At 60.2% G+C, this 26059-nt stretch carries 26 protein-coding genes and 2 tRNA genes; 3 read left to right on the top strand and 25 right to left on the bottom strand.

All coding sequences use genetic code 11. The features are described 5' to 3' along the window. Positions 1 to 2: 2 nt before the first annotated feature. From FTO60_RS04215 to FTO60_RS17600, 12 genes are all read right to left on the bottom strand, one after another. Positions 3 to 197: a DNA gyrase inhibitor YacG gene (locus FTO60_RS04215; RefSeq protein ID WP_148054798.1), complete on the bottom strand. Its 195-nt coding sequence runs from the start codon at positions 195 to 197 to the stop codon at positions 3 to 5. After that, positions 197 to 1231 (bottom strand): ribonuclease E/G, encoded by a 1035-nt coding sequence (locus FTO60_RS04210; RefSeq protein WP_148054797.1) that lies wholly within the window; start codon positions 1229 to 1231, stop codon positions 197 to 199. Before FTO60_RS04210 ends, FTO60_RS04215 begins: the two co-directional genes overlap by 1 nt. Beyond that, entirely contained in the window at positions 1228 to 1821 is a 594-nt protein-coding gene (locus tag FTO60_RS04205) for a nucleoside triphosphate pyrophosphatase (protein WP_148054796.1), read from the bottom strand. The genes FTO60_RS04210 and FTO60_RS04205 overlap by 4 nt, the downstream gene beginning before the upstream one ends. Before the next feature lie 12 nt (positions 1822 to 1833). Continuing rightward, positions 1834 to 2052: a translation initiation factor IF-1 gene (infA, locus tag FTO60_RS04200; protein WP_008186030.1), complete on the bottom strand. Its 219-nt coding sequence runs from the start codon at positions 2050 to 2052 to the stop codon at positions 1834 to 1836. A gap of 67 nt (positions 2053 to 2119) precedes the next feature. After that, entirely contained in the window at positions 2120 to 3010 is an 891-nt protein-coding gene (locus tag FTO60_RS04195; RefSeq protein WP_148054795.1) for a carbon-nitrogen hydrolase family protein, read from the bottom strand. Beyond that, a complete protein-coding gene (locus FTO60_RS04190) occupies positions 3007 to 3471 on the bottom strand; it encodes a low molecular weight phosphatase family protein (RefSeq protein WP_148057041.1) in 465 nt (154 codons plus the stop codon). Before FTO60_RS04190 ends, FTO60_RS04195 begins: the two co-directional genes overlap by 4 nt. 19 nt (positions 3472 to 3490) lie before the next feature. After that, positions 3491 to 3970, bottom strand: coding sequence for a UPF0262 family protein (locus FTO60_RS04185; protein WP_148054794.1), 480 nt, complete (start codon positions 3968 to 3970; stop codon positions 3491 to 3493). A 3-nt stretch (positions 3971 to 3973) separates the two neighbouring features. Beyond that, on the bottom strand, positions 3974 to 5278 hold the full coding sequence (hisD, locus tag FTO60_RS04180; protein ID WP_148054793.1) for a histidinol dehydrogenase: 1305 nt from the start codon (positions 5276 to 5278) through the stop codon (positions 3974 to 3976). 56 nt (positions 5279 to 5334) lie between these two features. Next, positions 5335 to 6108 carry a hypothetical protein gene (locus tag FTO60_RS04175; RefSeq protein WP_148054792.1) on the bottom strand — a complete coding sequence of 258 codons (774 nt, stop codon included), beginning with the start codon at positions 6106 to 6108 and terminating at the stop codon, positions 5335 to 5337. Positions 6109 to 6121: 13 nt separating this feature from the next. Further along, on the bottom strand, positions 6122 to 6598 hold the full coding sequence (locus FTO60_RS04170; protein WP_148054791.1) for a DUF2948 family protein: 477 nt from the start codon (positions 6596 to 6598) through the stop codon (positions 6122 to 6124). Continuing rightward, positions 6595 to 7866, bottom strand: a complete 1272-nt coding sequence (gene murA, locus FTO60_RS04165) for a UDP-N-acetylglucosamine 1-carboxyvinyltransferase (protein WP_148054790.1) — start codon at positions 7864 to 7866, stop codon at positions 6595 to 6597. The genes FTO60_RS04170 and murA overlap by 4 nt, the downstream gene beginning before the upstream one ends. A gap of 6 nt (positions 7867 to 7872) precedes the next feature. Then, complete coding sequence (locus FTO60_RS17600; protein WP_172623797.1) at positions 7873 to 8028, bottom strand: hypothetical protein; 156 nt, start codon at positions 8026 to 8028, stop codon at positions 7873 to 7875. An 86-nt stretch (positions 8029 to 8114) separates the two neighbouring features. On the opposite strand from FTO60_RS17600, the gene FTO60_RS04160 reads away from it, so the two are divergent. Next, positions 8115 to 8189 (top strand) — tRNA-Thr (locus FTO60_RS04160). 128 nt (positions 8190 to 8317) lie between these two features. After that, positions 8318 to 8764, top strand: coding sequence for a type II 3-dehydroquinate dehydratase (aroQ, locus tag FTO60_RS04155; protein WP_148054789.1), 447 nt, complete (start codon positions 8318 to 8320; stop codon positions 8762 to 8764). A gap of 10 nt (positions 8765 to 8774) precedes the next feature. On the opposite strand, the gene FTO60_RS04150 is transcribed toward aroQ, so the two are convergent. From FTO60_RS04150 to FTO60_RS04125, 7 genes are all read right to left on the bottom strand, one after another. After that, on the bottom strand, positions 8775 to 10316 hold the full coding sequence (locus FTO60_RS04150; protein WP_148054788.1) for a tryptophan halogenase family protein: 1542 nt from the start codon (positions 10314 to 10316) through the stop codon (positions 8775 to 8777). Further along, positions 10317 to 11690: an alpha-glucosidase/alpha-galactosidase gene (locus FTO60_RS04145; RefSeq protein ID WP_148054787.1), complete on the bottom strand. Its 1374-nt coding sequence runs from the start codon at positions 11688 to 11690 to the stop codon at positions 10317 to 10319. Between the two features lie 87 nt (positions 11691 to 11777). After that, complete coding sequence (locus tag FTO60_RS04140; RefSeq protein WP_197738513.1) at positions 11778 to 13388, bottom strand: ABC transporter ATP-binding protein; 1611 nt, start codon at positions 13386 to 13388, stop codon at positions 11778 to 11780. Further along, entirely contained in the window at positions 13381 to 13527 is a 147-nt protein-coding gene (locus FTO60_RS17850; RefSeq protein ID WP_217520560.1) for a hypothetical protein, read from the bottom strand. The genes FTO60_RS04140 and FTO60_RS17850 overlap by 8 nt, the downstream gene beginning before the upstream one ends. Beyond that, complete coding sequence (locus tag FTO60_RS04135; protein WP_217520558.1) at positions 13527 to 14507, bottom strand: ABC transporter permease; 981 nt, start codon at positions 14505 to 14507, stop codon at positions 13527 to 13529. Before FTO60_RS04135 ends, FTO60_RS17850 begins: the two co-directional genes overlap by 1 nt. A 12-nt stretch (positions 14508 to 14519) precedes the next feature. Continuing rightward, complete coding sequence (locus tag FTO60_RS04130) at positions 14520 to 15533, bottom strand: ABC transporter permease (protein ID WP_148054785.1); 1014 nt, start codon at positions 15531 to 15533, stop codon at positions 14520 to 14522. Positions 15534 to 15610: 77 nt separating this feature from the next. Beyond that, a complete protein-coding gene (locus FTO60_RS04125; RefSeq protein ID WP_217520556.1) occupies positions 15611 to 17548 on the bottom strand; it encodes an ABC transporter substrate-binding protein in 1938 nt (645 codons plus the stop codon). 257 nt (positions 17549 to 17805) lie between these two features. Here FTO60_RS04125 and FTO60_RS04120 point away from each other — a divergent pair, with 257 nt between their 5' ends. After that, positions 17806 to 18669: a helix-turn-helix domain-containing protein gene (locus FTO60_RS04120; RefSeq protein ID WP_172623795.1), complete on the top strand. Its 864-nt coding sequence runs from the start codon at positions 17806 to 17808 to the stop codon at positions 18667 to 18669. Between the two features lie 13 nt (positions 18670 to 18682). Here FTO60_RS04120 and FTO60_RS04115 read toward each other — a convergent pair whose 3' ends face one another. The 6 genes from FTO60_RS04115 to FTO60_RS04090 form a co-directional block, all read right to left on the bottom strand. Further along, entirely contained in the window at positions 18683 to 19591 is a 909-nt protein-coding gene (locus FTO60_RS04115) for an endonuclease/exonuclease/phosphatase family protein (protein ID WP_148054783.1), read from the bottom strand. Between the two features lie 120 nt (positions 19592 to 19711). After that, a complete protein-coding gene (locus tag FTO60_RS04110) occupies positions 19712 to 21370 on the bottom strand; it encodes an SDR family oxidoreductase (protein ID WP_148054782.1) in 1659 nt (552 codons plus the stop codon). Beyond that, entirely contained in the window at positions 21367 to 21705 is a 339-nt protein-coding gene (locus FTO60_RS04105; protein WP_254696881.1) for a thiol-disulfide oxidoreductase DCC family protein, read from the bottom strand. Before FTO60_RS04105 ends, FTO60_RS04110 begins: the two co-directional genes overlap by 4 nt. A 134-nt stretch (positions 21706 to 21839) precedes the next feature. Further along, on the bottom strand, positions 21840 to 23732 hold the full coding sequence (locus FTO60_RS04100) for an acyl-CoA synthetase (RefSeq protein WP_148054781.1): 1893 nt from the start codon (positions 23730 to 23732) through the stop codon (positions 21840 to 21842). Between the two features lie 104 nt (positions 23733 to 23836). After that, positions 23837 to 25630, bottom strand: a complete 1794-nt coding sequence (locus FTO60_RS04095; protein ID WP_148054780.1) for an ABC transporter transmembrane domain-containing protein — start codon at positions 25628 to 25630, stop codon at positions 23837 to 23839. Positions 25631 to 25726: 96 nt separating this feature from the next. Further along, positions 25727 to 25800 (bottom strand) — tRNA-Gly (locus tag FTO60_RS04090). Positions 25801 to 26059: the final 259 nt, after the last annotated feature.

The raw sequence follows: 26059 nt of genomic DNA, 5'->3' as shown, positions 1-26059 counted from the left end.
GTCTAGTGCGGCTTTTCGGGCGGTAGATCGGTTTGACGCAGCACTTCATCAAGCGCTTTTTCGGCGTCTTCGGGATCGGTTGACGGGATCGCATAGCCCCCGCCCAGCCATTTCGCCAAATCCACATCCGCGCAGCGCTTCGAACAGAACGGGCGGTATTTTGCATCGGTGGGTTTGTCACAGATCGGGCAGGCCATTACAGCACCTTTGCCAACAGATCGCCCAGCGGCAGGCGTTCGCGTTTGCGTTGCAGTTCAAAGTGGCCCAGCGGCGTCCAGCCGACAAGGGCCGTTTCAATCGGGTCGGTGCGAAAGGCCGCCCGCAGCGCCTGTTCGATCTGTTTGCGGTGCGCCTTGGACATGGGCGCGAAATCAATCACGATCTGCCCGCCAAGCCCGCGCAGGCGCAGGGCCAGCGGCAAGGCGCGGGCCGCTGCCAGATTGACCTTCAACGCCGCAGCAGGAGAGGTATCATTACCGGTGTTCACATCAACGGCGACCAATGCGCGGGTGGGTTCGACATACATCCCGCCCTCGCCCAGTTTGTGACGTGCGCCAAGGGCGGCCAGCTGGTCGAGCACGCCTTCGCGCGCGAAACCGCCCGTATCGGTGACCACCTGCGCGGGCGCGACCCATTCGCGCCAGGCCAGGGCGTGGGGGCCATCGCCATCGGTCAGGGCCTCGGCTGATTTGCCTTCGGCCTCGGCCATCACGGCAGCGGCCAAACCGGCCATTGCATCAATATCGTCAGCGATTTCAACGGGGTCAGCGCCAAGGCAGGACGAGCGCAGGATCAATCCGTAACCATCAGGCAAGTCCGCTGCATGGGCAATGGCCAGCAGTTCGTCGCGCGCATCATCGTCCTTGATACTGCGGCTGATGTTCAGGCCCGGCGCGCCGGGGGTGACAATCGCATGGCGGCTTTTGAACAGCACCTTTTGCGTCACGGGCAGGGCCTTGCCATCTTCGGCGTAGCCCGTGACCTGCACCAGAAGCGTCTGACCGGGGGCAAGCCCCTTGGCCGCGCGCAGGAACGCCGTGCCGCCCTCGGGTAGGCGCAACATCATGCCGCCCTGCCCCTTGATCGGACGGTCGCAGATCGCGCGATAAATCGCACCAGGGCGCGGGGCATCTGCATCATCAACCAGGATGTCATGCAGCTTGCCCTCGACCAGCAATGCAGCGGCTTCGGTGTCACCCAGATGGTCCAGAACGATCATGCGGCCTTTCATGGTGCGCCTCCGTAAAGGGGGTAGCCCACAGCCGTCAGCAAGCCTGCGGTTTCGGCCAGTGGCAGGCCGACAACGCCGGTGAACGATCCGTTGATCCACGGTATGAACGCGCCTGCGGGGCCTTGGATGGCGTATCCACCTGCCTTACCGTCCCAGTCGTTTGTCGCCAGATAGGCGTTCACTTCGGTGTCCGACAGGCGTTTGAACTGCACGGTCGTGACCACATCGCGGGTGCGGATATCATCGCCACACCGCACCGCCACGGCGGTGATCACGCGGTGACGGCGCCCCGACAGGGCGTAAAGAAACGCCGCCGCCTCGCCCGCATTGGCGGGCTTGCCCAGAATACGGCGGCCCATTGCCACGGTCGTGTCGGCGCAGAGCACGACTTCATCCGTGCCACAAACGCTTGCCGCCGCCTTTTCGCGGGCCATGCGGGTGACGTAGGCGCGTGGGATTTCGCCCTTGGCAGGCGTTTCATCAATATCGGGGGGACGCACGGCATGGGGCACCACGCCAATCTGCGACAGCAGCTCAAGGCGGCGCGGACTGCCCGATCCGAGGACAAGTTTCAGACGCGGGTCAGGCATGACCGACGCGGCTTATTTGAAACGATAATTGATCCGACCCTTGGTCAAATCATAGGGGGTCATTTCGACCTGCACCTTGTCGCCAGCCAGAACGCGGATGCGGTTCTTGCGCATCTTGCCTGCCGTATGCGCGATGATCGTATGGCCGTTTTCCAGCTCGACCAGGAATGTCGCGTTCGGCAGGAGTTCCTTAACGACACCGGGAAATTCGAGCAGTTCTTCCTTGGCCATGTGATCTCCATCAAAAAGGTCCGCAACAGTGCGAACGGCGCTTAAATGCGCCCAAAGGCGCTTGGTTTCAAGTGCTAAACTGTCCAAGCCCCATGACGGTGACGCTTTTGACGCGGTGATCCTGTTCGGGCCAATGGGCAAAGTTGCCGACCTGACCGGATTGGCGCGGGGCGGCAATGGCTTGCGGGTCCAGGTCTGCAATCGTCCAACCGGCAACATCGGTATCGCCTTGGGCAATGATCCCGCTCGCAGGCAACCCGTGATCGGGCGGGCCAAAGAACCCGGCGCGGCCTGTTTGCGTGTCGGCAATGGCGCAATCTGGCACATCGCCAACCAGCGGGGCTTGTACGATCAGGCATTGCTGTTCGATCGCGCGAGCGCGGCAGGACTGGCGCACGCGGGTCTGGCCTGCGGGGAAATCAGTGTTAGAGGGCACAAGGATCATATCTGCCCCGGCGCTGGCCAAGGCGCGGGCGAGCAGCGGAAATTCACTGTCATAACAGATCAAAACGCCGATCTTGCCCAAATCCGTGTCGAACAGACGCAGGTCATTGCCCGCGCTGAGGCCCATTTCATCGCGCTCATAGGGAGTGAGGATCAGTTTGTGCTGGAATGCGACCTGCCCGTTCGAGTCACAAAGCGCGGCCATGTTTGTCGTCGCGCTCCCGTCCCACCACGGCAGGCTGCCCGCCAGAATATGCAGATCATGGGTTTGGGCAAGCCGCGCGTTCAGGGCGATCCATTGGTCCTGCACCGCAACGCATTGCGCGACCCAAGCCAGCGGGTCGCGATCTTTTGGCGTGCCGATCAGCGCCGCCTCGACTCCGGCATATTCGGGGAACACCAGCAACTCGGCGCCTTGTGCGGCGGCATCAGCGACCCATCGGTCCAGTTTGGCCGCAAGGCTATCCCAATCGGCGTGCCATTGCGGCGCATAGGCGGCAGCGGCGATTTTCATGCCTCAGGGTCCGGCGGTGGGCCAAAGCGCGCGATAAGATGTTCGGTGATCTGGTCGCGGGTCTGGCGATATTTGACAAGTTTTTCATCGCGGTTGTCGGTCAGACCGGTTGGATCAAGGATCGGCCAGTATTCCACCGTCAGATGGTAAAACCGCGTCAGGTCAAGGGCGCGGCGCTGGCTGGCGGGCGACAGGGCCAACACCAGATCGAATGATGACAGATCATCGCCCCAGTCTTCCATTTCATCAAACGAACGCGAACGGTGGCGCGCCAGTTCCACGCCGATTTCATCGCAAACGGCGACGGCAAATCCGTCAATCTCCATATCATTTTTGACGCCAACGGACTGAATGTAACACATTGTTCCATATAGTTTTTTCATAATTCCCTCGGCCATCGGGGATCGCACGGAATTATGGTCGCAGCAGAACAGAACCGAATGGGGCAGATTGCCTTGGATGATGGGCGTTGCCACTGGACTAGCCGCCGAAATGCAACACGCAAATCAGGGTGAACAGGCGGCGGGCGGTGTCGGTGTCGACCTCGGCCTTGCCTTCAAGACGTTCCTGCAAAATGCGCGCGCCTTCGTTGTGGATGCCACGGCGCGCCATATCAATCGTTTCGATCTGGCTGGGCGCGGCGGTTTTCACGGCCGAAAAGTAGCTTTCGCAGATCTGGAAATAATCCTTCACGACCTGCCGGAACGGTCCGAGCGAGAGGTGAAATTCAACGGCCGGCTGGTGATCTTCGGTTGTGACATCGAACACCAGGCGACGCTCGCGGATCGATAGCCCAAGGTGGTAAGGGCCGCGCGGCACCGCGCGATCATCCCGGTCAGGCAGAACGAACGAGTTTTCCTCGAGCAGGTCAAACATCGCAACCTTACGTTCCTGTTCTATCTCGGCTGTGGGCGCTGGCAGGGCACTGTCATCGAGATCAATTTTGATAATTTTCGACATTGGTTAACCTTCGTTCAACTGATCAAGGCGGGCGCGCACCGACAGGCCGTGCGCTTGCAGGCTTTCCGAATTGGCGAGGCGCTCTGCGGCGGGGCCAATGGCGTGCAGGGCGGCGGGCGTCATCCGTGCGAGCGTGGTGCGTTTGATGAAATCCATGACCGACAGCCCCGATGAAAACCGCGCCGAACGCGCCGTGGGCAGCACATGGTTGGGCCCGCCAATGTAGTCGCCGATGGCTTCGGGCGTCCAGCCGCCCAGGAAAATGGCGCCCGCGTGGGTGATCTTGGCCGAAAGCGCGTCAGCATCAGCCACGCAAAGTTCAAGATGTTCGGGGGCGATCCGATCAGAAAGCGCCGCCGCCTCGCCCATGTCACGCACGGTGATCACGGCGCCAAAGTCGCGCCAGCTTGCACCCGCAATCGCGCGCCGTTCCAGCGTTTCAAGGCGTTTTTCCACGGCCTGCGCCACCTGCTGGCCAAATGCCGCATCGTCGGTGATCAGGATGCTTTGGGCGCTTTCATCGTGTTCGGCCTGGCTCAGCAAATCAAGTGCGAGCCAGTCAGGGTTATTGTCGCGATCGGCAATCACCAGAATTTCTGACGGCCCCGCGATCATGTCGATCCCGACCTTGCCAAAGACGCGCCGTTTGGCGGCGGCGACAAAGGCATTGCCGGGCCCGGTGATTTTATCAACGGGGGCAATCGTTTCGGTGCCATAGGCCAGCGCCGCAATCGCCTGTGCCCCCCCGATCCGGTAGATTTCGTCAACACCCGCAATCCGCGCCGCCAACAGCACCAGCGGGTTACAGACCCCGTCCGGCGTTGGCACGGTGATGGCCAAGCGCCCGACACCTGCGACCTTGGCGGGAATGGCGTTCATCAAGACAGACGACGGATAGCTGGCCAGCCCGCCGGGCACATAAAGGCCCGCCGCCGACACAGGCGTCCAGCGCCAGCCGAGGGTCGCGCCAGTGTCGTCCACCCAACTGGCATCTTCGGGCATCTGGCGGGCGTGATAGGCACGGATACGGTCCGCCGCCAATTCCAGTGCGGCGCGATCCTGCGCCGATACCTTGGCGCATTCAGTAGCGATTTCAGCATCTGTAAAGCGCAGGGTTTCAGGCGTCAGTTGCAGACGGTCAAACTGCGCCGTGAGATCGATAACGGCCCCGTCACCACGGGCGCGCACATCGGCAATGATCGCCGCGACGGTATGGTCCACATCCGGGCTATCTTCGCGTTTGGCCCCCAAAAGGGCCGTAAAACGCGTTTCAAAATCGGCATCCGTGGTGGCGAAAAACTGCGGCATCGGCGACTCCTTTGGTCTGACATAGCCGCAGGGCGCGGGCGCATCAATGCAAGGGTTTACTGGGCATTCACGGCGGTTGTCATATAGACGATGGCGCGTTCCTCGGCGGCGCCGGTCGCTTCGGCCACAAAGGCCTGAAACGTGGTATTGGCCGCGCAGAACGCCGGATGGGACATGTCACCCCCCATCAATGCGGTCTGCATGTCGGGTGTGGTCGCGGGATCGTTGTTCCAACCGTCAATCAAGGCGGCAATATCGCCGTCCCGCACGGCGGCGTGTGTCACAGGTGTGTCACGCCCGGCGGCCATCGCGCGGAAGTTTTCGTTGCCAATCGCCGCGACCAGATCAAGGTCGAGCATTTCAACATCGGCCATCGTCAGGTTCGCACCACCGCCAACCGCAAACTTGGCACAAAGGGGCAGATTGTCTTGGAGGCTGACCAGCACAGCCAAGGTCGCGCGATTGATCGCACGCAGGTTTTCCAGCGGCGCCTGCGAAAGGTAGCGGGCGTTGGTGCGCCGCAATTCGCTGGTAAAGTCGCGCGATTTTTCAAACGCGGCCTGCTCCAGGTTGGGAATGCCGCTATTGGCAAGGGCCGTCATATCCGCAAGGAAGGCGGCATATTCTGTTGGATAATCCTCGGCGATGACACGGTAAAGATCGCGTTGCACCTCGCTTGTGGCCCCCTCAAGCAGCAGGGCTTCGACACGTTCCGTCGTGAACGAAGACCCAGCGGGCTGAAACCCGTCCAGCGGCGCGTTGCCGCGAAACGCCAGCACACCGACAATGACAGCAACGGCAAGGGCGACAACGATAAGAGCGTTTTTCATGTGATGTCCTGACCTAGGTTTCGTGATCGGGCACTTTGTGCGACGGGGCGACATAGGGGCGGGTTACATCGCGCAGCACAACTTCGAGCGCTTCGACATCCACAGCAATTGCGCCATCCCCTGCAAGCGTCAAAATCAGGCGGCCCGTGCCATCCTCTCCCGCTTCGAAGGCAAGTGATAACAGGGACATGACTGTATCGGCATCGCGGCTGACCCCCTGGCTTTGCACTTTCATTGCATCCTCGATCACCAGCACCGACTGCACACGTTCGACGGGGCGATTTCGTGCAGTTGCCTTGGGCGCATCCTCCCACCGGAAACGATTTATCAACAGGGCAAAGCGGCGTTTGCCCCTGTCCCACGTCATTTCGCTTGCCGGGAACACGGCATCTTGCACGAGGGTGGAAATCACCGTCAGATCATCGGTGTCCAGGGCCCGCAGGCGCAGCGGGCTTTCGCCGCCGTCTTCAAATGTTGCATCCCCACTCATGATCCCGGCACCCGCTTGATATCGGCCCCGACCGCGCCGAGTTTGTCTTCCACATGTTCATAACCGCGATCAAGGTGATAGACGCGGTTCACTTGGGTTTCGCCCTCGGCAGCGAGGCCGGCAAGAATCAGCGACACGGAAGCGCGCAGATCGGTCGCCATGACCGGCGCGCCTTTCATGCGCTCGACGCCGTTTACGGTGGCCGTGCCGCCATGCACTTCGATATCTGCCCCCATGCGCACCAGTTCGGGGGCATGCATAAAGCGGTTCTCGAAAATCTTTTCTTCCAGCACCGATTTGCCCTCGGCCAGGCAAAGCATCGCCATCATCTGTGCCTGCAAGTCGGTCGGGAAACCCGGGAAAGGTTCGGTCGTGACATCCACAGCCGTGGGGCGGCCATTCTTGCGCGCCACTTTCAGCCCGTTTTCGGTTTCGCTGACGGTGACGCCTGCCGCGTCCAGTTTTTCCGCAAAGGCAGCGACCAAATCCATGCGCCCGCCAATGCATTCCACCTCGCCGCCGGCGATCACGGGGGCCAGCATATAGGTGCCCAGTTCGATCCGGTCGGTGACAACGGGGTGGGTGGCACCGCCCAGACGATCAACGCCCTGAATGGTGATGGTTGACGTGCCGTCGCCATCAATCTGCGCGCCCATGCGGCGCAGGCAAGTCGCCAGATCTACGATTTCCGGCTCGCGCGCGGCGTTGTTGATCACAGTCGTGCCTTTGGCCAAAGTCGCGGCCATCATGATGTTTTCAGTGGCACCGACGCTGGCAAAGGGAAAGTCGATGACCGCGCCCTTCAGCTTGCCACCCGAAGCCTTGGCATGCAGATAGCCGTCTTTCAGTTCAATCGACGCGCCCATCTTTTCCAGTCCGTTGGTGTGGATATCCATCGGCCGCGCACCAATCGCGCAGCCACCGGGAAGGGACACAACCGCATGGCCTTCGCGCGCCAATAGCGGCCCCAGCACCAGATTGGATGCGCGCATCTTGCGCACGATGTCGTAATCGGCGGTGGTGTTGATGGTCCCGTGGGTCGACATGGCCTGCACTTTGCCGTCCTGCATCGAGGTAATCTCCGCCCCAAGCGAGCGCAGCAATTGTGTCATCGTCTTGATGTCGGACAGGCGCGGTGCGTTAGTCAGTGTCAGCGGTTCTTCGGACAGCAGGGTGGCCGGCATCAGGGCCAAGGCAGCGTTTTTCGCACCCGCAATGTGGATTTGCCCACTTAGCGGTTTGCCGCCCCTGACGATAATTGAATCCATACCTGCCTACTCTTTCTCTTTGTTGTCCGTGCCGCGGTCGGCCGCACGTGCCTTGGCCTGCGCCTTGCGACGCCCCATATTCGCCTTGAGCGCCGCTTTGAGCCGTTCTTCACGGGTCTGGGCGGGTTTTGGCTTGGGTGTGTTGCCGGATTTCTGCTCCATACCTGCCCTGTTACCAACAAGGGCAAAAAGCGTCCAGAGAGGGCTTGCACCATTTGCACATAACCGCTAATTCCCGCGCCACGGATGCTGTGGTAGCTCAGTGGCAGAGCACACCCTTGGTAAGGGTGAGGTCGAGAGTTCAATCCTCTCTCACAGCACCATCCGCCCTTCCCGTCTAGATTCGGCAAAAAACCGCAAGCTGTTGTTTCGCCCGCTTTTGCTGTTAGATCATCGCGCGCACCCATTTTGCCCATTTGGCAGACCGATTACAGCACCCAAAGGCACTGACATGACCAAGACGATCCATATCCTGAACGGCCCGAACCTGAACCTGCTTGGGCAACGCGAACCCGATATCTATGGCCATGCCACGTTGGACGATGTTGCGGCACAATGTGCTGCGGCGGCCAAGGACTGCGGGCTTGACGCCAAGCTGATGCAGACCAATCACGAGGGCCGGATGATCGACTGGATCCACGAGGCCCGCGACAATGCGGCTGGTATTATTATAAATCCGGGTGCGCTGACCCATTATTCCATCGCCGTGCTGGACGCGCTGAACGCCTTTGACGGACCGGTGATCGAGGTCCATATCAGTCAGGTGCACAAACGCGAGAGTTTTCGACATCAGTCCTATGTCAGCTTGCGGGCCGATGCCGTGATGGCCGGCTTTGGCGTGCATGGCTATGTGCTTGCGATGCAGCACATGGGGCAGTTGATTGGCGACGGTAAATAACACTGCAAATTCAGTGGGTCGCGCGGAGCTGTTCCAGATAGGTGCGTTGGCCCAGTGCCATGTTCGCCGCGCCGCGAAATTCGCGTGAAAGCCGGTCCAGCGTCTTGCGCGCCGCCGCGCGGTGCTGCGGGGTGTTGGCAAATAACTGCTTGGCCGGTGCCTTTGGCAAATGCCCCAGACCGTCAAGCACGGGCGCAAAAAGCTGTTCTTCCACATGTGGCAGGTTCCCCGGAAAGGGCGCGAAATCGGCGCGTGTCAGCGGGTGTGACTGCCATTGCGCAAGCCGGTCACGCGATTGCTGCGAAATCCCGCTGGCAGCCATATCGCGCCAGAAGGGTGTATCTCTGCGCCCGCCGGTGTAGTGCAAATTGATAAACTGTGCGAAATCATCGACTTGTCGTGCCGTGGCGGCGTTATATTCGCTGCGGGCGCGATCAGGTGCGCCACCCAATACCGTATCCAGCGAGATCTGCGTCAGCATCAATGCCTGCACCAGACTGCCGTGGATCGAGGTCGCCTCGAGCGGTTCAAGAAAGCTTTGGGCAAGGCCGATGGCGATGCAATTGTTGATCCAAGCGCGCCCAAGCCGCCCCGGATCAATCGACAGCACACCGCGCGGGTCGATCGGCTGGCCCAGCGCCGCCTCGATTTCGGCCTGCGCTGCATCGGGCGTGGTATGGGCATCGCTGAAGACATAGCCGCAGCCCATCCGGTCACGCACAGGAATGCCCCACATCCAGCCAGCCCCAAGCGCGCGGGCGTTTGTGTGGGTTGGAATGTCCTTGTCGGGCGCATGATCAAGCCAGAACGGCATCGCCTTGTTGAGCGGCAGGAACGTGCCGTAAGAGGTCCAGCCTGCGTCCATCTTGCCAATGATCGCGCGCCGAAAACCGGTGCAATCCAACACCAGATCAACCGCCACCGCGGTGCCGTCCGTCATGACCAGATCGGTGATATCGCCGCTGGCGCTGTTGCGCTTGGTTTGCGCGACTTCGGCACGGATGTGGGCGATGCCGCTGGCTTTGGTGGCCAAAAAGCGGCCCAGACGTGCCTGATCGAAATGATAGGCATAGTGATACTGGCTGAGGGCAATCAAGCGCCCGTTCTTGCGCGCATAGGGTGCCTTGCGCCCGCGCATCAGGGCCGTGAACAGATGCGCATCCGCCAGTGGTTTGCCCCCGGCCACGCGGGCCTGATGCAGCCAGTTGGCGGGCAATCCGTCAGGGTGCGGCACCAGGGCATTGGGATCGTCAATCGGCCCGTAGTAGCTGCCCCCATCAGCACGCCAACCTTGATGATGGATTCCGAATTTGAAGGTCGCTCCGGTCTCGGCCAGAAACTCGGATTCATCAATCCCAAGGTCCAAAAGCACCTGCCGAAACACCGAGGTCGACCCTTCACCGACGCCCACCGTCGGAATGTCGGGGGATTCGATCACCGAAATACTGATCGGCTGGCGGGCGCTCTGCGCGGCCTTTTGCAAGACCAGCGCTGACAGCCACCCCGCAGTGCCACCACCAACAACGGCGATATGTTTGGGTGCGCCGCTCACCTAGGCAACTTTGGACACGCCCTTGATCTGTGCCCATTTGGGCAACCAAGTGCCGTGGGCTTCGCGCAGGCGATCCACCACGCCCCAGATCTGGTCAAGGTCGAGTTCGGCGGCGGTATGCGGGTCCATCATGGCAGCATGGTAAATATGCGCCGGATCTTCGGTCATCAGTGCCTCCACGGTCAGGCCCTGCACCGTGACGTTTGACTGCATGACGGCGGCCAATTGCACAGGCAATGCGCCCACGGTCGTCGGTTGCACGCCATTACTGTCCACAAGGCAGGCCACTTCGACAGCGCAGCCCTCGGGCAGGTTCGAGATCAGTCCGTGATTGGACACATTGCCGTAAATCACGGACGGCGTGCCAGTCCATATCGAATTGACGATCTCGGAAGCGTATTCGTGGCTTTCCTTGATTTCGATCGTGTTCGAGGTTTCCAGCTTGGCGCGTTCCGCGTCCCAGTTGGCGATCTGTTCGACACAGCGCTTGGGGTATTCGTCCAGCGGAATCTGGAACTTTTCAATGATGTCGTCGCGGCCCTCCTTGATGAACCAGGGGGTATATTCGGCAAAGTGTTCACTGCTTTCGGTCACGAAATAGCCAAGCCGTTTCATCATTTCATAGCGCACGATATTGGGGCAACGGGCGTTGTGTTCGTTGGGTTTGGGCGCCGTGCCTTTGGCGTAGGCGGCGTGCAGATCGGGATAAAGATCGCGGTAGCTGCCATTGGCCATGCGCTGTTCAAACTTCAGCATAAAGGCAATGTGGTTGATCCCCGCGCATTCATAGCGGATTTCGTCAACCGGGATGTCCAGATCACGGGCCAGTTCCTTGGCTGTGCCCTGCACCGAATGGCACAGGCCCACGGCCTTGATTTGCGGATACTTGCGGGCAATGGCCCACATGTTGATCGCCATTGGATTGACGTATTGCAGCATCGTCGCATCGGGGCAAACCTCAAGCATGTCCTCGCAAATCGACCACAGGTGCGGCACGGTGCGCAATCCGCGCATGATCCCGCCCACGCCCAGAGTATCGGCGATGGTCTGGCGCAGGCCAAATTCCTTGGGCACGTCGAAATCGGTGATCGTGCAGGGATCAAACCCGCCGATCTGAAAGGCCACAACAACAAAATGCGCGCCGTCCAGGGCCTCGCGCTGGCTGGTGTGGGTTGTGATCGTTGCGCCGACATTCAGGGTCGAAACCATTTTGCCGACGACGGCCTTGGATTCGGACAGGCGTTGCGGGTTGATATCCATCAACGCGATATGTGCGTCGCCCAAGGCGTCGCGTTGCAGGATATCGCCCACGATATTACGCATGAATACCGTCGAACCGGCGCCGATAAAGGCGATCTTGGGGGATTTTGACATAGGTAGTTTCCTTTGGTCGAGATCGTTAAACATTAGGGCCGTTTGACCGGCGGCGCGTTCGGAAAAAACGCACATGCTTCCGGATCGTCACGCAACAACCTTGAAAGCGGCGTCCACGAGCCTGCGCGTATAGGGGGTTTGCGGGTTAATCAGCACCTGTTCGGTCGGTCCTTGCTCCATGACCTGCCCGTGTTGCATCACGATGACGTTGTGACACAGGGCGCGCACGACTTTCAGGTCGTGGCTAATGAACAGGTAGCTTAGCTCGTGTTTGCGGCGCAGTTCGCGCAGCAGGTCGATGATTTGCGCCTGAATGGACAAATCCAGCGCCGAGGTCGGTTCGTCGAGCAAGATAAATTCAGGCGCCAGAACAATGGCGCGGGCGATCGCAAGGCGCTGACGCTGGCCGCCGGAAAACTCGTGCGGGAACCGGTCAAGGCAGGCGTGGGGCATATGCACATCATCCAGCGCCTGGCGCACCAGGCTGTCGCGTTCAGCGGCATTCGCACCGATGTTATTGACCACCAGCCCCTCTTCGAGGATCTGGCGGATGATCATCCGCGGATTCAGCGATGAAAACGGGTCCTGGAACACGACCTGAAGACGCGTGCGGTAACGCTGCAACTGTTTGCGCGACAGCGCGTCGATGCGGTCGCCCTTGAACGTGATCTCGCCGCGGTGAAACACGCCCAGCCGGATCATCGCCATGCCAAGGGTGGTTTTGCCAGACCCGCTTTCGCCCACAATCCCAAGGGTTTCACCCCTGCGAATGGTTGCCGTGACATCATCAACGGCCTTCAGCTCCTTGAGTTTGGGACTAAAGAACCCGCCGGATTTCAGCATGAATGTCACGCCCATATCCACGCCTGACAGCACGGGTTCGGCGTTCTCGGGCAGCGGGTCGGGGTGGCCCTTGGGTTCCGAGGCAATCAGGTGTTTGGTGTAGGGGTGCTGCGGGTTGTCGAACACATCGCGGGTCGTGCCATGTTCGACAACCTCGCCCTGGCGCATGACGACGACGGTATCGGACACTTCGGATACCACGGTCAGATCATGGGTGATCAGGATCACGGCCATCTGATGCTTTTGCTGCAACTGTTTGAGAAGCGACAGGATTTCAGCCTGCACGGTCACGTCCAGCGCGGTTGTCGGTTCATCGGCGATCAACAGGTCAGGGTTATTGGCGAGCGCCATCGCGATCATCACACGCTGGCGCTGCCCGCCCGACATTTCATGGGGGTATTGGCTATAGCGCTGTTCGGGGTCAGGCAACTGCACCTCGCCCAGCAGGCGGATGACCTCGGCCCGCAAGGCGGCTTTGCCGATTTTGCGATGGGCGGTGATGATCTCACCGACCTGATCACCGATCTTGTAGACCGGGTTCAGGCTGGTCAGCGGTTCCTGAAAGATCATCGAGATACGCTTGCCACGAATGTCCTGCAGCTTGATCTCGGGCCATTCCGACAGGTCATCACCATCAAAGATGATCTGTGTATCAGGGTCGACCACCGCGTTGGGGGCCAACATGCCCATGATCGCGCGCGCGGTGACGGATTTGCCCGACCCGCTTTCGCCCACGACCGCAAGCGTTTCACCGCGCCGCACGCTATAGCTGACGTCCTTGACGGCTTCGGTCAGGCCGACAACGGTGCGAAAGCTGATTTTTGCGTTATGAACGGAAAGGATGGGATCAGTCATTGGCATAGGGGTCCATTGCATCGCGCATGCCATCGCCAAGCGCGTTAAAGGCAAGCACGGAAAGAATAATCATCCCCACAGGCGACAAGAGCCAGGGTGCCGAGGCAAGGGACTGGAAATCACGCACGGCGTTCAGCATCACCCCCAGGACACAAGCGGTTGTTGGATGCCGACCCCCAGGAAGGACAAGAAGCTTTCCAGCAGGATCACCTCGGGCAGGACATAGGTCGCCCAGACGATGATATGCGACGACATGTTGGGAATGATGTGGCGCAGGATGATGCGTTTGTCGCTGGCCCCCACCGCCACTGCCGCGCGCACGAATTCAACCGACCGGATGGCGATGACCTTGCCGCGCAATTCACGGGCAAGGTTGGCCCATTGCAGCAGCACGACAATGCCCGCGAACATGATAAACGTCGTCATCGGATCGGCGCGACGCGGCAGGATCGCCACCAGTGCAAGATAAAGCGGCAAATCGGGAAAGGATTTCACAAACTCGATCAGGCGCTGGATCAGCGTGTCGACTCGCCCGCCCAGATACCCCGATGTCACGCCGACGACCGTGCCGATGACACAGGCCACAGCCATCACCAGAAAGCCCATCATCAGCGTAATCCGACTGCCATAAAGCATCCGACTGAACACGTCGCGCCCCAAGCCGTCGGTGCCCAGCAGGTGGATCGGCTGCCCGTCAACGCCGCCAAACAGGCGCGTTTCAAATTCCATTCCCAGAAACCGATAGGGATCGCCGGTGACAAACAGATCAAGCTGCACGACCTTGTCATAGGACGGCACGAAAGTGATCTCGAATGTGTTGGGGTCCATTTCTTCGGCAAAACCAAGGACAAAGGGCCAGGTCAGCCCATCTTCGGGGCTATAAATCTTGATGATCTGGGGCGGCGAATAGATCGCATCGCGGTCCTTGGTGGCGTGATCATAGGGGGCCAGAAACGGCGCAAAGACGGCGGAAAAGACGATGAACAGGCAGACAATCATGCCCGTCATACCATAGCGGTTACGCCGGAAGCGGCGGCGCACAAGTTGCCAATATGACAGGGACGGGCCGGTCGCGGCCTCGGCGTTCATGCCAAAATCGGGGGCGGTTTGGTCGGTCATCGGTGCCGCCTCCTAAACCGTGGCCTTGCGGACGCGCGGGTCCAGCAGGGCAAGAACGATATCGGCCAAGAGATTGCCGATGACCAGCAGCACGGCGACCAGCAGAAAGATGGCGGCGACCACATACATATCGCGTTCACTGACCGCATTGATGATCAACGGTCCAAGGGTCGGAATGCCCAGGACAATCGCGATCTCAAGCTCGCCTTTGATCATGTAGTCAAAGCGCGCGCCCATGTTCATGATCACCGGGTGCAGCGCGTTTGGCACAGCGTGTTTATACAGCACCTTGCGGCGCGACAGCCCCTTGGCGCGGGCCGTTTCGATATATTGCGCGTTCATCACATCCAGAAGGTTGCCGCGCATCATGCGGGTCGTATAGGCCTGCCCGGCCCAGATCGAGATGAACAGGATCGGCCAGACATGCAGAAACATGTTCCACAGCTTGGCGAATGACATGCGGTCCTGCACCTGAAATTCCGCTGAATACAGAGCGCCAAGGTAGGGCGAATGCCACACGAACGCGAGAAAGTAGAGCAGGATCAGCGCGACAACGAACTTGGGGATGACAATGCCCAGGAACGCGACAAGGGTCGCCAGCTTGTCGCCCCATTTGTATTGATTGGTCGCGGCGTAAATGCCCAGAAACACACCGATTGCCTGCCCGACGACAAGCGTCACAAGCGCGATTCCGATCGAGCGCCAGAGCCGCAGGCCGATCACATCCGTGACGGGGCGGGATTGAACGAAAGACTGGCCGAAATCGCCGCTTACGACGATGTTCTTGATCCAGTACCAGTATTGAATGACCAGCGGCTGATCGAGACCAAGCTGGCGGCGCAATTCCTCGGCGCGCGGCATCAGGGCCTCGCGGGTTTGGCCGGTCTGCGCCATCGTGCGCCCGAGCCAGCCATCGACATAATCGCCCGGCACCGCGTTGATAATCAGAAATGTCGCGATAGAAATTCCGATCAGCAGCGGGATCGTCACAACGATACGGCGCAGAATGAAGACCAGAAAAGCCATTCAGAACATCCTTGGGATTGCGTGGATATGGTGATGCGCGGCCACCTGTCAGCGGCCGCGCAATTTGCGGGGCGCCCTTAGTATTCGGCTACCGTTCCGGGAAGGACTTCTGCTTCCTGCAAGTCAGCAGGCGTCCAGAGGCGTTCACGCATCACGCCATCTTCGGCCCATTCATACATGAACACCGGCGTGCCGGGGTGTGCGTTGCGCACCCGCTTGTTGACCAGAAGTGCCGCAGGGATTTGCACAGTGCCGATGTAATAGACGTTTTCAGTCATCAGGCGCTGCATACTTTGCGCAAGCGAAGCCCGTTCAACCGCATCGTTACTGGCAACAAAGGCGTTATACTGGGTTTCCAGTTCGGCCTCGAAGTCCAGACGGTCACCACCCTTGTTAAAGGTCGGGCAGTTGGCACCGGCGGGGAAACTTTCGCAGGTTTCGCGCGTCGGCTGGATCACCGGCAAACGGGCGAACATGGCTGTAAAGTTGCCGCTGGTGCGGTTCGTATCCGCAGTTGTCTGGTCAACGCTGCGTGTCTGGATACGGATACCAACTTCTTCAAGCTGAGAGGCAACCGCCTCGATTTGCTTGCTGTCGGCACCGCGTTCGGCATCGGCCATAACCTCGATGATGATGTTCTCACCGTCGGGCATGTTGCGGATGCCGTCGCCGTCGCTGTCCATCAGGCCAAGACCATCAAGCAGGGCGTTTGCACGGTCCTGATCGAAGGGCTGGTAGGCTGAAGACGCCGCATCGTAGTAGGGCGATCCCGTCGCAAACCCCGCGATATAGGGATAAGAGAACGGACCACGCGCAAGCGCCTGACCAATTGAATCGCGATCCAGCGCATGTGACAACGCAAGACGGAAATCCCGTTCACGGAACAGGTCGCGCAACGCGCGATCATAGTCGTCAGCCGCGGTCGATGTGTCAAAGTTCAGCATCAGGCGCCATGACAGCACGCGCGGCCCAAAGTTGGCCACGACAGGGCTGCTGTCGTCCTGCGACTGCTTGAGCGCTTCAACATAGTTGCCCGGGTCTTCCATGTTGGAAAAGTCACCCGTGCCCGCAACGGCCTGCGTTGTCCGATCGCCCCATGTGGACAGACGGAATTGCATTTCATTGTAATAGGGCAGCTGCTGGCCGCTTTCATCTACCTTAAAGTAATAAGGATTGCGGCGCATGATGACGATTTCATCTGGGCGGTGCACGACCGGCACCCAGGCCCCCAACACAACAGGCGGCAACAGATCGTTGGGCAGTGCGTTGGTGTAACCTTCGTAGGTTGCATCAGCGTTGTAGCTGGGATGCGACGCCTTGAGAATATGGCTTGGGCCGGGGCAGCCCTGAATATAGGCCAGACCTTCAAGGACGGTTTCACTTTGCGGGCTGTCGAAGGTGAATTTGAACGAATAATCGTCGATCACTTCCATCGTTGCGCCTTCGCCGAATGATCCCGCAGGCATCCGCGAGGACACGTTTTCGTCCTCGACGTTATCTTCCCACCAGAACCGGACATCTTCGACATCAAACGGATCGCCGTCAGACCAGCGCACCCCTTGCATCAGCTGCATTGTGACTTCGGTGCGGTCGTCATTCCACTCCCACGACTTGGCAAGGTTGGGTAGCGGGCCGGTTTGCTCTTCGGCGCGGACCTGCCAGCGCGGGCCTTGGCGCACGAGGCATTCCTGCATCGCCATGTTGATCCCGCCCCAGCCCTGATGCTGGCCGGCCATCCAGTTCCAGCCCTCGGGGCGGCCACCGATCACGTGGCGGAACACGCCGCCGTATTCGCCAATGCCGTCCGACATCGCGCCGGTTTTCATGATAATGGGTTCGGCTGGCAGACGCTCCGCGACCGGTGGCAGTTCGCCCGCCGCGACAAGGTCTGACAGGAACGGCGCTTCGGAATAGCTTTCCAATGCGCCGTAGGAATAAATATCGGCCTTACCGATCAGCTCGTATTCGAGGCCGGACAGGCTTTGTTCTGGTGGCATTTCTTGTGCTGCAGCCATCGTCGATACGGCCAGCAACGCCGTCGTTGCCCCCATTATCGCACGTGCTGTTTTGTTTTTGTGATACACTTTGTCTCCTCCCTATGACGACATGTGGTGCCGCACATTGAAGCGATCCGAGGTATCTCGAGTCTTCCGCATTTCTGCAAATGGCTTCCGGAAAAACCAACCATCAAACCTGTATTGGATTGCTTTGCCTATATTGTCTAGGATCACCACAGGCACACCGCCCCTACCCGATTCCAAGGAGTTTGCCCATGCCGACACCGCCAAAAATTTCGGAGTCTGTCGATGTGTTTTCACATGGGCGCGATGTTTTCATCGAAAGCCACGTGCCCTGGGTGGACAGCCGGTTTTACCACGCGCATCCCTCGATCGAGATCAATTATCTGCGCGATTGCGAGATGCGCTATTCGTTCTCGGGCGATCCGGTCGATGTCCCACGCGAAAGGCTGTGCATGTTCTGGGCCGCCTATCCGCACCGTGTCACCCATGTGTTCGGCCAAGGGCGGATCACCAACGCCTATGTGACCTTGCAGCAGTTTCTGAACTGGTCCCTGCCGCCTGACATGGTGGATCAGGTGATGTCGGGCGCGATCATTTGTTCACTAAACCTTGATCCGCTGGATCAACCGCTTGTGGCGCGCTGGGCCAATGAACTGGACAACAGCAACCCCGAATTGCAGCGTCTGCACCGCCACGAGGTGCGCGCGCGCCTTCTGCGGCTTGGCATCGAAGGCTGGGGCCAGATCAGCCCGCCGCGCACGACCTCGGGCGGGATGCGGATCGGCGGACGGGCGGTCGAGAGTTTCGACGCGATGATGCGGTTTGTCGCCTCGAACATGTTTGAGCCCATCACCGTGCAAGACGTGGCAGATGCGGCGGGGATTTCACGCAACTATGCAATTACGCTATTCAAAAAGATGCTGGGCATGACCGTCAAAAGCTATCTGTCCGACCTGCGTATCCGGCACGCCAAGATGCTTTTGGCCGAAACCGACAACAAGATCGTGTCGGTGGCTTTTGACTGCGGATTTGTGTCGCTGTCCTCGTTCTACGAGGCTTTTGGCAAGGCCACGGGCCAGTCGCCCGCAGCCTACCGCGACACGCACATGACCTGAGCGGCTGGTTTTGCTAATGCATGAAATCGGCAATCACCGGATAATGATCGGTGGGCCATTCGCCCGCAAACTTTTGGCGCAGCACAACAGGATCGCCCGCCAGTCGGGCCGTGCCCACATAGCCGATGTGATCAATCGCGCCAAACAGGTTCAGCCCGCGATTGAAGTGATAGCTCGCCCCTTTTACGGGCGCGAATGTGACGCCTGTTTCCTCGATCAACCGGAGCGTCTGATCACCACGCCGCGCGTTAAAATCACCCACGACAAAGACCGTCTCGCCCGCGTTGATCCAGGGGCGCGCCCGCGCGGCGACCAATTCAGCAGAACGTAACCGGTTGCTGCGGCTGCCATAATCGGTGTGGACATTGATCACGCGAAATTCGCGGCCATCACGCCGGTCGCGAAACACAGCCCAGGACGCGAACGCAGGGTATGACCCGTTGTAGGTGCGCGCATAGATCACATCGGGGGTCGGTGAAAAGAAGAACCACCCCTGATCGCGCATCTCTAGCCGGTCCCTGCGATAAAAGATCGGCTGGGTCGAAGGAAAGACCGCCGGATCGCCTGTCGCCGCAGCAGCATATCCGGTGTTGTTCTCCAGCAACCAGTCCAGCGTCAGGTTGACATCGCCGCCTGAGCTGCCGCCAAAACTCTCCATTTCCTGAAAGGCGATGATATCAGCGTTGATCGCCTTGAACGCCAGATCAAGCGGCCCCTTGCGCCGCTCCCAATCACCAACCGACCAGGGGCCAGTGGCCTGACCCAGCACAATATAATGCACGTTGTAGGTTGCCACCCGCAGGGTCGCAGCGGTCGCAGGGGGCAGCGGTTCGGTCTCGGTGTTGCGCACGATCTGACACCCCACGACGGCCAGTGCGACGAACAGCAGGACAAACACAGTCTTGGTCAGTCGTAAGAACAATTCGGGTATCCCTGATGGTCGCACCTGATCCCTTATACGCTTTGGTCCTTTGCTCCACAAACCCTCCGCCGTGCGCAACTATCGTTGCGGGTTGGAGCGCTGCGCTCGGGGCGTTCCCGTTCAGATCAGTTCCGGTTGGCGATCAGTTTCAACCGCAAGAGGTGTGCCCGAAAAGTCGGCTGCAGATTGCAACCAGCCTTGGTAGTGGACAATCAATTGGCCGGTAACAGGCATGGACAGGCGCACGTCGAAATGAAAGCGGCCGTTCTCGACCCTCTCGCTTGCCGCGCTTTTGGGCAGGGCAAAGCGTGGGATCGGGATGCCAAGACACCAGCCCTTTTGGATCGGGTAGTGCAATCTGCCCTCGGCCACATGCAGGTCCAGCAGAAAGGTAAGCGCGCCGAACCTTTCGGCGATCCCCTGCGGCGTGGCCCGCAGGGTTGACTGAAACGTGGCGGTGCCGAACCGCCGTTGCCAGACTTCGGTGCCGTTGACAGGTGTCTTGGTGACCTGCACGCGCGTATCGTCGCGTGCCTGCGGAAAGCGGAACAGAAAAGCCGCCAGCCGGGGCAACACCCCGGCCCCGCGCGTCACGCTGGCGCGGCCCTGCCAGATGCGCGGCGCGGGCGTGTCATGGGTGGCGCGAATTTCCGGCGCGAGGGTCGCGAAAGGCGCACCAAGTGTTGCGGGAAACAGGGGTGTGATTTGTGTGGTGTCACGGGTCGTCGTGACACATAGATCGGCCATCGCCGCCTCGGCATCTGGCAGAGTCACATCGCCCAGGGCGGGCCGCGCGCCAAGGGCAATCTGCGCCGGGTTACGCAACAGCGCGCGGGCAGGCACGGCCGGAATGAACGGCCCCTCGCCCTGATCAACACCAAGCCGCCAAACCGCGCGCTGCCACGCGCCATCCTTGCGCCCGATTACCGCGACAACCATGCCGCCACGATCCGTTCCAAAGGGCGCAAGCAGGCACGCGCCAAACATCACCAGCGCCACCAGCCAGCGCGGCATCCCAAAGCGCAAACGCTCGCGCAGCCGCGACAAAACCGCCAGACCGTAGTTCATCACGGGCAGTTCCAGCCCGGCGCGAAACTGCACGCTGCGCGCCTTGAAATGCGCGGGAAACAGCGACTGGTCCGGCACTTCGATCAGCCAGCCTTTGCGCAGCTCGCCCGAAGGCAGAGTGAACGTGCGCGGGGCCGACCACGACCGGACCGGCGTCGTCTGGCTGTCTGTCGTTTGGTCAAACATCAGCCCGGTTTGTGACAGGATGCTGTCCACGACGGACCGCCCGCGCGGGGCGCGATTGCCCGGCAGGATCGCACTGCTGATCGTGTCGATTGTCTCCATGTCCTGCGCCAGCGCCGTGGCGGCGGCGGCGGACAGGGCCGGCACGCTCGACACACCCGACAAGGCAAAGACGCCGGCCTTGCGGGCGTTGGCATCCAGCACTGAAATACCCGCGCAGAACGCGGCATTGTCGGACAGATCAAGATAGTTGATCCCCACATCGATGCAAAAGCGCGCAAGGCGATAAGGATCATCGCCGTAAGCATGAAACGGGCCGGCGGCATCCACGACCACCTCTGCGCCGGTCAGCGGCGACAGATCGGCGGATCGATCCAATACCATCGCCTGCGCGCCCCAAGCCGAGGCAAAACGCTGCGCGCGCGCCAGATCGCGCCCCGCAACTGTCACCTCGTGCCCGTCACGGCGCAAAAGCTGCACCAGCCGCCCGCCGAAAACTCCATAGCCGCCGATGACTGTGATCTTCATCCGATCAACCTTGCGCGCAGGGCCGGATCGGGCAGCGCACAGAGGTCTGCATGACCAAACACGGCGTAGCGATTGCGCGCTATGCGCCGGTAAAGCCAGTCGCGCATCGGGCGCGGCAGGATGCGCAACACCGACATAAGCCGCCCCCAGCCGCCCATGCGTTCGCCAAGGTAAATCATCGCGTCAAAGTCCTGCAAAACCTGATCACCCTCAATCAGCAACCACGAATCCGGATCGTCGGGGGCCAGCCCGTGACGCGCCAGCAAGGCCCGTCCAAGGTCCGTCTGGATCGGGCAAATCCGCACGGTCCCGGTCTTATCAAGCCGGTGGATCATCCGCGCCCCAAACGCACACAGGGCCAGTTGCCGTCCATGACGGCAACTGGCCCGGTAAAAATGGCAGGATCAGGCTGCGACATGATCCGACTTTAGTCCGCCATGCGCGCGCCACAAGCGGCAGATGCGCGCAGTCAGTCGGCCCACTCCCAGGGGCGGGTGAAGGCCCCCAGCGCGCGCAGGACATTTTCATCCGTGACGGTGCCGGTCTTGTTCAGACGCGCCACCAGACCGCGTTTCTTGTCCTCAACGACCTCGGCCACCTCGGCGGCGACATCGGCGTTGGACAGCGCCGCATCATAGATGCGGGCAATCGCCATCTTGCGCAGGTCAGGTTTGAAAATCTTGCCCACGGCCGTTTTCGGCAGTTCATCCATGATCTGCAGATGCTTGGGATGGGCGGCGCGCTCGCTGATGTGGTCCTTGGCGAATTTCATCAATTCGTCCTCGGTGACGGTCGCACCGGACACCAGTTCGACAAAGACGCAAGGCACCTCGCCCGCGTGGGCATCGGGCTGGCCGATGGCGCCGGCAAAGGCGACATCGTGATGACCTGCCAGCGCTTCTTCGATTTCGGCGGGGTCGATGTTGTGACCGCCACGAATGATCAGATCCTTGGCGCGACCCGTGATCCACAGGTAACCATCGCTATCGATCCGGCCCAGATCGCCCGTGCGCAGGAATTGCGCGTTGGATTTGGGGCCCGCGTAATAGAGATCGGCGTTCTTGTCGGTTTCGGTATAGGTTTCGCCCGAGACAACACCGGGGTTGGACACGCAGATTTCGCCCACCTCGTCGGGCGGGCATTCTTCGTGGGTGTCCACCGACATGATCTTGATCTCGGTATAGGGGAACGGCAGGCCGACCGACCCGACCTTCTTCTCGCCGTCGGGCGGGTTGATCGACACGAGGCAGGTCGCCTCGGTCAGGCCATAGCCCTCGCAGATGGTGACACCCGCAGCTTTCTCGAATTTCTTATAGAGCTCGATCGGGAGCGGGGCCGAGCCGGAAAACGCCATCTGGAGCGACGAAATATCGGCATCCACGGGGCGTTGCATCAGGGCGGACATGGCCGTGGGCACCGTGATCATGAAGGTGACCTTATAGCGTTCCACCAGCTTCCAGAAATTGTCGAACACCCCCTCGCCGCGATAGCCTTGGGGCGTCGGAAACACCACATGCGCGCCCGATGACAGGGATGCGCCCATGACCACAATCGTGGCAAACACGTGGAACAGCGGCAGCGGGCAAATCATCGTGTCCTTTTCGGTGAACAGCAAACGATCACCCAGCCAGCCGTTATAGATGATGCCGCTGTATTTATGCTGTGCCACTTTGGGCATACCGGTGGTGCCACCGGTGTGAAAATAGGCGGCAACACGGTCTTCTTCGCTGTCGGCGAATTTCAAAACCGTTGGCTGTTTGGCGATTTCAGCGTTGAAGTTCAGCACCTTGGCGCGATGCTGGATATCCACTTTGGGGCGGATCAGCGGGACGATCAGTTTCTTGACGCCCGTCAGATAGCGGAGCAAATCCACCTCGAGGATCGTATGCACATTCGGGGCCAGGCGCACGGCCTCGGCCGCCTTTTGCGCCACATCCGTTTTCGGGAAGGCGCGCAGGGTCACCAACACCTTGGCGCCGGTTTCACGCAGGATTGACGCGATCTGATTGGCGTCCAGCAGTGGGTTGATCGGATTGACGATCCCCGCAACGGCACCGCCCAGATAGGTCAGCGCGGTTTCGGTTGCATTGGGCAGCAAAAAGGCGACCACATCATTTTCACCCACTCCCAATTCGTGAAACAGGTTCGCCGTCTGGTTGGTTTTCTCCAGCAATTGCGTCCAGCTCAGGGTTTCGGCCTTGGCCTTGGGATCGGACAACAACTGATAGGTCAGCGCGTTGCGCGATGCATGTGTCGTTGCGGTTTTTTCCAGCATTTGATGCAATGTCACGGGCATGGGGCGGTCTTCCCATGCGGACTCGGCCTCGATTGCATCTCTATCGGCCACGGACGCGTAGGTCATGGTCGTCTCCTCCCCTGGTATTTGCCCGATCTGACGCCGGGGCATTCCTCGGGCCCAAGATGTGGGCAAATTTGGCGTTAGGCAAGACTGACGCTGCGAAACAGCTACTCGGCGGCCAAGCCGTCGGTGAATTGCAACCGGGCCAAACGGGCATAAAGCCCGTCTTGCGCGACCAGCTGGTCATGGGTGCCGGTGGCCACGATGCGGCCATCCTCCATCACGACGATGCGATCTGCCTTTTTCACCGTGGCCAGACGGTGGGCGACAATGATCGTCGTGCGATCCTTTGACAGCTTATCGACCGCCTGTTGCACAGCACGTTCGCTTTCGGCGTCCAGCGCGCTGGTGGCCTCGTCCAGCAACAACACGGGCGCGTCACGCAAAATGGCACGGGCAATGGCGATACGCTGCTTTTGGCCGCCCGACAGCATCACGCCGCGTTCGCCGACATAGCTGTCATACCCGTCAGGCAGGGCCGTCAGGAAATCATGGGCAGCGGCGGCGCGCGCGGCGTCCTCGACCTGTGCGTCGGTGGCGTCCGGGCGGCCAAAGCGGATGTTTTCGCGGGCCGTATCGGCAAAGATCACTGGGTCCTGGGGCACAAGCGCCATATGACGGCGGAAATCGGCACGCTCCATCTCGCGCAGGTCCACACCGTCAAGGCGCACCGCGCCGCTGGCGGGATCATAGAACCGCAACAGCAGTTGAATGATCGTCGTTTTTCCGGCACCGGATGGCCCGACCAGCGCGATGGTTTCGCCGGGCGCGACCGTCAGTGACACCTGATCAAGCGCCGAGGTATCGGGGCGCGACGGGTAATGAAACGTCACCTCCTCAAAGGCGATTTCGCCGCGCCGTGTGTCGGGCATGTTCGCTTGGCGCAACGGGTCCGCCACGCTGTCATGGGCATTCAGCAATTCCACAAGCCGTTCAGTTGCCCCGGCGGCGCGCTGCAACTCGCTCCAGATTTCGGTCAATGCGCCCACGGCCCCTGCGACCATGATGGCGTAAATCACGAACTGGACCAATTCGCCGATGGTCATGATATCGTCACGCACATCGCGCGCGCCAATCCACAAGACCCCCACAACCCCCGAAAAAATAAGGAAGATAACGATCGCCGTCATGACCGCGCGGGTGCCAATCCGCTTGCGCGCGGCGACGAAGCTTTTTTCGGTGACGTCATCGAATTTGTCGCGGCTTTGGGCCTCGTGGGTAAAGGCCTGCACGGTCTGCACCGAAAGCAGGATTTCGGACGCGCTGCCGCTCGAGGCCGCGATCCAGTCCTGATTTTCGCGGCTGAGCGCGCGCAGGCGGCGGCCCAGCACCACAATCGGGATGATCACCGCAGGCACGATCAGCAATACCAGACCCGCCAGTTTCGGCGAAGTATAAAGCATCAGTCCAAATCCGCCGGCAAAGATCAGAACATTGCGCAGGGCAATCGACACGGACGAACCGATCACAGAAAGGATGAGGGTCGTATCGGTGGTGATCCGGCTTAAAACCTCGCCGGTCATGATCTTTTCATAGAACGCCGGGCTCATCATCACCATGCGGTCAAAAACCGCCTTGCGAATGTCGGCCACCACCCGCTCGCCAAGGCGCGTCACCAGATAATAGCGCAGCGCCGTGCCGACGGCCAAAAGGGCGGTAATCACCAGGGCAGCAGCAAAATACTGATCAAGGATCGTGCTGGCTGCGGCCTCGAAATTGTCGACAACACGGCGCACGGCCAGCGGCATGACCAGCGAAATCATCGCTGTGGTCACCAGCGCCACCAATGCAAACGCCATCATCGCCTTGTGCGGTGCGACGAACGGCCAAAGCCCGCGCAGCGCGCCGATTTCTTTCGACTTCGCGCGGTCTTCGTCGGTTGTGATCGGGGCTCGGGCCATTGGCACCACCTTTTTGAAGTTCGTGATTGCTTAACCGCCCCGCTAAATGACCACAAGCGGCGCAGGGACGCATTTCAGGGCCATTACAGGAAAATCTGGAGCGGGCGGCGGGAATCGAACCCGCGTCATTAGCTTGGAAGGCTAAGGTCTTACCACTACACAACGCCCGCCCAGTGTTTGCTGTGCATATGTGAAGCAATTGGGACCGTCAAGAACACGTTGTGTCTTGGCGCCGTTGTCCGGTCGCTAAGCATTCGGAATCGGTCGAAAGCGGTCATTCGCCGCGCACGGCACGGTGGTTAGGTTTTCAGCTGAGGATTCTGACATTTGCCTTCACGCGAGCCATCATCATTTCTCGGGAATACCCAGCATGATTTGCGATTGGAAGTCGAACTGCCCTTTTCGACCGATGCCGACGCTGCCTGTCTA

It is taken from the genome of Octadecabacter sp. SW4 (genome assembly GCF_008065155.1).
Lineage (GTDB): Bacteria > Pseudomonadota > Alphaproteobacteria > Rhodobacterales > Rhodobacteraceae > SW4.
The sequence above is the reverse complement of the archived record's forward strand: the minus strand, read 5'-3'. Positions and strand labels throughout refer to the sequence as shown.

What these genes read in the sequence shown, in the direction of transcription:
- FTO60_RS04215 (WP_148054798.1), bottom strand. Translation starts at nt 197, where the DNA reads ATGGCCTGCCCGATCTGTGACAAACCCACCGATGCAAAATACCGCCCG.
- FTO60_RS04210 (WP_148054797.1), bottom strand. Translation starts at nt 1,231, where the DNA reads ATGAAAGGCCGCATGATCGTTCTGGACCATCTGGGTGACACCGAAGCC.
- FTO60_RS04205 (WP_148054796.1), bottom strand. Translation starts at nt 1,821, where the DNA reads ATGCCTGACCCGCGTCTGAAACTTGTCCTCGGATCGGGCAGTCCGCGC.
- infA (WP_008186030.1), bottom strand. Translation starts at nt 2,052, where the DNA reads ATGGCCAAGGAAGAACTGCTCGAATTTCCCGGTGTCGTTAAGGAACTC.
- FTO60_RS04195 (WP_148054795.1), bottom strand. Translation starts at nt 3,010, where the DNA reads ATGAAAATCGCCGCTGCCGCCTATGCGCCGCAATGGCACGCCGATTGG.
- FTO60_RS04185 (WP_148054794.1), bottom strand. Translation starts at nt 3,970, where the DNA reads ATGTCGAAAATTATCAAAATTGATCTCGATGACAGTGCCCTGCCAGCG.
- hisD (WP_148054793.1), bottom strand. Translation starts at nt 5,278, where the DNA reads ATGCCGCAGTTTTTCGCCACCACGGATGCCGATTTTGAAACGCGTTTT.
- FTO60_RS04175 (WP_148054792.1), bottom strand. Translation starts at nt 6,108, where the DNA reads ATGAAAAACGCTCTTATCGTTGTCGCCCTTGCCGTTGCTGTCATTGTC.
- FTO60_RS04170 (WP_148054791.1), bottom strand. Translation starts at nt 6,598, where the DNA reads ATGAGTGGGGATGCAACATTTGAAGACGGCGGCGAAAGCCCGCTGCGC.
- murA (WP_148054790.1), bottom strand. Translation starts at nt 7,866, where the DNA reads ATGGATTCAATTATCGTCAGGGGCGGCAAACCGCTAAGTGGGCAAATC.
- FTO60_RS17600 (WP_172623797.1), bottom strand. Translation starts at nt 8,028, where the DNA reads ATGGAGCAGAAATCCGGCAACACACCCAAGCCAAAACCCGCCCAGACC.
- aroQ (WP_148054789.1), top strand. Translation starts at nt 8,318, where the DNA reads ATGACCAAGACGATCCATATCCTGAACGGCCCGAACCTGAACCTGCTT.
- FTO60_RS04145 (WP_148054787.1), bottom strand. Translation starts at nt 11,690, where the DNA reads ATGTCAAAATCCCCCAAGATCGCCTTTATCGGCGCCGGTTCGACGGTA.
- FTO60_RS04140 (WP_197738513.1), bottom strand. Translation starts at nt 13,388, where the DNA reads ATGACTGATCCCATCCTTTCCGTTCATAACGCAAAAATCAGCTTTCGC.
- FTO60_RS17850 (WP_217520560.1), bottom strand. Translation starts at nt 13,527, where the DNA reads ATGCTGAACGCCGTGCGTGATTTCCAGTCCCTTGCCTCGGCACCCTGG.
- FTO60_RS04135 (WP_217520558.1), bottom strand. Translation starts at nt 14,507, where the DNA reads ATGACCGACCAAACCGCCCCCGATTTTGGCATGAACGCCGAGGCCGCG.
- FTO60_RS04130 (WP_148054785.1), bottom strand. Translation starts at nt 15,533, where the DNA reads ATGGCTTTTCTGGTCTTCATTCTGCGCCGTATCGTTGTGACGATCCCG.
- FTO60_RS04125 (WP_217520556.1), bottom strand. Translation starts at nt 17,548, where the DNA reads ATGGCTGCAGCACAAGAAATGCCACCAGAACAAAGCCTGTCCGGCCTC.
- FTO60_RS04120 (WP_172623795.1), top strand. Translation starts at nt 17,806, where the DNA reads ATGCCGACACCGCCAAAAATTTCGGAGTCTGTCGATGTGTTTTCACAT.
- FTO60_RS04110 (WP_148054782.1), bottom strand. Translation starts at nt 21,370, where the DNA reads ATGAAGATCACAGTCATCGGCGGCTATGGAGTTTTCGGCGGGCGGCTG.
- FTO60_RS04105 (WP_254696881.1), bottom strand. Translation starts at nt 21,705, where the DNA reads ATGATCCACCGGCTTGATAAGACCGGGACCGTGCGGATTTGCCCGATC.
- FTO60_RS04100 (WP_148054781.1), bottom strand. Translation starts at nt 23,732, where the DNA reads ATGACCTACGCGTCCGTGGCCGATAGAGATGCAATCGAGGCCGAGTCC.
- FTO60_RS04095 (WP_148054780.1), bottom strand. Translation starts at nt 25,630, where the DNA reads ATGGCCCGAGCCCCGATCACAACCGACGAAGACCGCGCGAAGTCGAAA.